Raw genomic sequence first — 3,138 nt, forward strand, 5'->3', positions numbered from 1 at the left:
AGCCGCCGCCCCACCGTGGATTTGCCGGCCCCCATCAGCCCGACGAGCACGATCGAACGGTCCGGCTTCCTAAGCGTCGTGGCCATGCTGCTGGGGCTATACATAGTGCCGCATCGTGGGGCAAAAGGCCGCGCATGGGCAAATATTCTTCTCTCTCGACACCGCGCCGGCGCCGCTCGCCGCTGCCTGCGATCCTCATTGGGCTTGCAGTGCTTCTGGTCGGTGCAATCATCTATTTCGCAACCGTGGATACCGAGGTCCCCCTGCAGCGGATCGAGCAGGACGTGACGAATGAAGCGCTGGCGGGTTAACGCGCTTCTTCTCTCCGGAGCTGGGTTGCTGGCGCTCGCCATTCCGGCGCTGAGCCAGCAGACGCAGACTCCGGAGCCGTTGCTTCCGCCCGGTTTCCAGGAGCCTCCTCCGCCTCCCGCGGAGGAGAATGCGGCGGCGCCCGCGACGCCGGCCCCCGCGCCTTCTTCTCCGCAGGCGACGCCCTTGCCGGGGCTGGAGGCTGTGGAGAATTCGGCACTGGAGGATCTGCAGGCCCTCGAGCCGCCGCCGCCGCCGATCGAGATCCCCGATTTCGCGCGCCGCCCCATCGACGTCGTCGGCGCGATCGGCCCGGCCGAATGGGGCCTCGACGAAGCCGCTTTCGGAACGGCGAACGGCCGCTTCCTCGCTACCTTGATGCGCCGCATGGACGCGCCGCTGCCCTCGCGCTGGATGTCGATCCTGCTGCGCCGCGCGTTGCTGTCGCGGGTGGCAGCGCCGTCCTACGTCCATCCGGTCGACTGGGTGGCGGAGCGGGCGTGGCTTCTGCTCCGGATGGGCGAGGCCGATGCCGCGCGGATGCTCGTCCAGTCGGTGGACGTGGATCAGTTCACTCCGAAGATGTTCACCGTCGCCGTCCAGGTGGCGCTCGCGACCTCCGATCCGGCGGCCCTGTGCCCGCTGGTGGAGCCTGGCCGGAAGACTTCCGACGAGCCGGTCTGGCCCCTGGCGGATGCGATGTGCGCAGCGCTGGAGGGCGAGCCGGCGCGCGCGAGCACGCTCATCCAGCAGGCAAGGCGCCGGAGCCGCGCCCAGCCGATCGACGTGACGCTCGCCGAGAAGGTGATCGGCGCCGGCGAGAACACCCGCCGCGCGGTCACGATTCAGTGGGACGAAGTCGACAGCCTCAACAGCTGGCGGTTCGGAATCGCGACCGCCACAGGCCTCGACATCCCGGCAAAGCTGATGTCCGGCGCCGGTTCGCACGTGCGCGCATGGCAGGCGCGCGCGCCGATGCTTCCGCTCGAACAAAGGGTGGAAGCCGCGCTCACCGCGGCTTCGCTCGGCGTCTTCTCCAACGCTTCGCTGGTGGAGATGTATAGCCTCATCGGCGACAACACCGACCCTTCCGAGTTCCGCGATTCGGTCGCCGGCCGGCTCCGCGCCGCCTACGTCTCGCGGGACGCCGATGCCCGTGTGCGGGCGCTTAGGGATCTCTGGGATGACGGCGGCGACGCCGAGCCCCGGCGCTATGCGAACCTCATCCTCACCGCCGGCGCGGCTGCCCGAGTCGCCCCTTCGCCGGAGCTGCAGGGCGATGCGCGGAAACTCATCGCCTCGATGCTGAGCGCCGGCTCCGACGCGCGCGCGGCGCGATGGGCGGGCGCGGTCCAGGGGATGGACGGCAGGGAAGCGGACGATGCCTGGGCGCTGCTTGCGCTCGGATCGCCGCGCGTCACCGTCGATTCCGGCCGCCTCGGCACCTTCATCGGCAATGACGACAGCCCGAACGACATCCGGTCCAAGATGCTGGTCGCGGCGCTTGCAGGGCTTGGCCGCCTCGACGGGGCCGACGATTACGCATCGGATCTCGGCATCGACCTTGGCCGGCAGAACCGCTGGACCCGGCTCCTCGACCGCGCCGCGGAGCGGGGGCAGCAAGGCAGCGTCGTTCTCCTGGCCGCGGCCGGCATGCAGACGCCGGGCTGGACCGGCGTTCCGCCCGAGCACCTCTACCGGATCGTCGGCGCGCTTCGCCGGGTGGGGCTTGAATATGAGGCGCGGATGATCGCCGCGGAGGCGCTGGCGCGGCTGTGAACGCTGGCGAGGACCGGCAGCTGATCGGCGCCTTCCTCGAAATGATGGCCGCCGAGGCGGGCGCCGCCGCCAACACGCTCATGGCCTATGAGCGGGACTTGCGCGGCGCCTCCGAGATCCTGACCGGCCGACTTTCGGCGGCGAGCGGCGACGAGCTCAAGAAGCTGGGCGAGGAGTGGCTGCCGTTGAAGCGCGCCACCGTCGCCCGCAAGTCGGCAGCCCTTCGCCGCTTCTACGGCTTCCTTCACGATGAGGGGCTTCGGGCCGACGATCCCTCGGCCGCTCTGCCGCGCCCCGCAAATGAGCGGCCGCTCCCGAAGATCCTCGATCACTCATCGGTCGACGCCCTCTTCGCGGAGCTTCAGCGCCGCAAGGACGGGGCGGGCGATGCCGCCACGCTACGGATGGCGGCGCTGGTGGAGCTGCTCTACGGTTCGGGCCTCCGTGCGACAGAACTGGTCTCGCTCCCGAGGAACGCGGTCTCCCCCGACAAGCCCTACCTCATCCTGCGCGGCAAAGGCGCGCGCGAACGGCTAGTCCCCATCTCCGACAAAGCGCGTGCCGCAGTTGCGGAATGGGCAGCCCTGGTGCCGCGGGATTCGGTGTGGCTGTTCCCGTCGGGGAAGAAGCATCTCAGCCGGGTTCGCCTCTACCAGCTCCTCAAGGAGCTTGCCGCCGCCGCCGGCATCCCGCCTGAGCGGATCAGCCCCCACGTCCTCCGCCACGCCTTCGCAACGCACCTGCTCGAAGGCGGCGCCGACCTTCGTGCCCTTCAGATGCTGCTCGGCCACGCCGACATCGTCACCACCCAGATCTACACCCATGTCGACAGCCGCCGCCTGATCGATCTCGTCAACAGCCGGCATCCGCTTGCCGACGCTCCGCCTCGTTGACGCGATGAGCGGGCGCGCCTAACCCCACGCGCTGCATGCCGACTTTCCTGGATTTCGAAAAGCCGCTCTCCGAGCTGGACACGCGCCTCAACGAGTTGCGCGAGACTGCCGAGGCGGGTTCGATCAACATCGATGCCGAGATCGAGCGGCTTCAGGC

General features: G+C 69.4%; 3 protein-coding genes. All 3 read left to right on the forward strand.

Features of this window, described 5'->3' with window-relative positions; translation table 11 throughout:
* Window positions 1–134: 134 nt before the first annotated feature.
* From VF662_RS15780 to VF662_RS15790, 3 genes are read left to right on the forward strand one after another with little or no spacing between them, the layout of a single operon-like run.
* Window positions 135–311 (forward strand): hypothetical protein, encoded by a 177-nt coding sequence (locus VF662_RS15780; protein ID WP_464142905.1) that lies wholly within the window; start codon window positions 135–137, stop codon window positions 309–311.
* Complete coding sequence (locus VF662_RS15785) at window positions 292–2,088, forward strand: hypothetical protein (protein ID WP_464142906.1); 1,797 nt, start codon at window positions 292–294, stop codon at window positions 2,086–2,088. Before VF662_RS15780 ends, VF662_RS15785 begins: the two co-directional genes overlap by 20 nt.
* Window positions 2,085–2,981 carry a tyrosine recombinase gene (locus VF662_RS15790; RefSeq protein ID WP_464142907.1) on the forward strand — a complete coding sequence of 299 codons (897 nt, stop codon included), beginning with the start codon at window positions 2,085–2,087 and terminating at the stop codon, window positions 2,979–2,981. Before VF662_RS15785 ends, VF662_RS15790 begins: the two co-directional genes overlap by 4 nt.
* Window positions 2,982–3,138: the final 157 nt, after the last annotated feature.

It is taken from the genome of Allosphingosinicella sp. (genome assembly GCF_036387215.1).
Lineage (GTDB): Bacteria > Pseudomonadota > Alphaproteobacteria > Sphingomonadales > Sphingomonadaceae > Allosphingosinicella.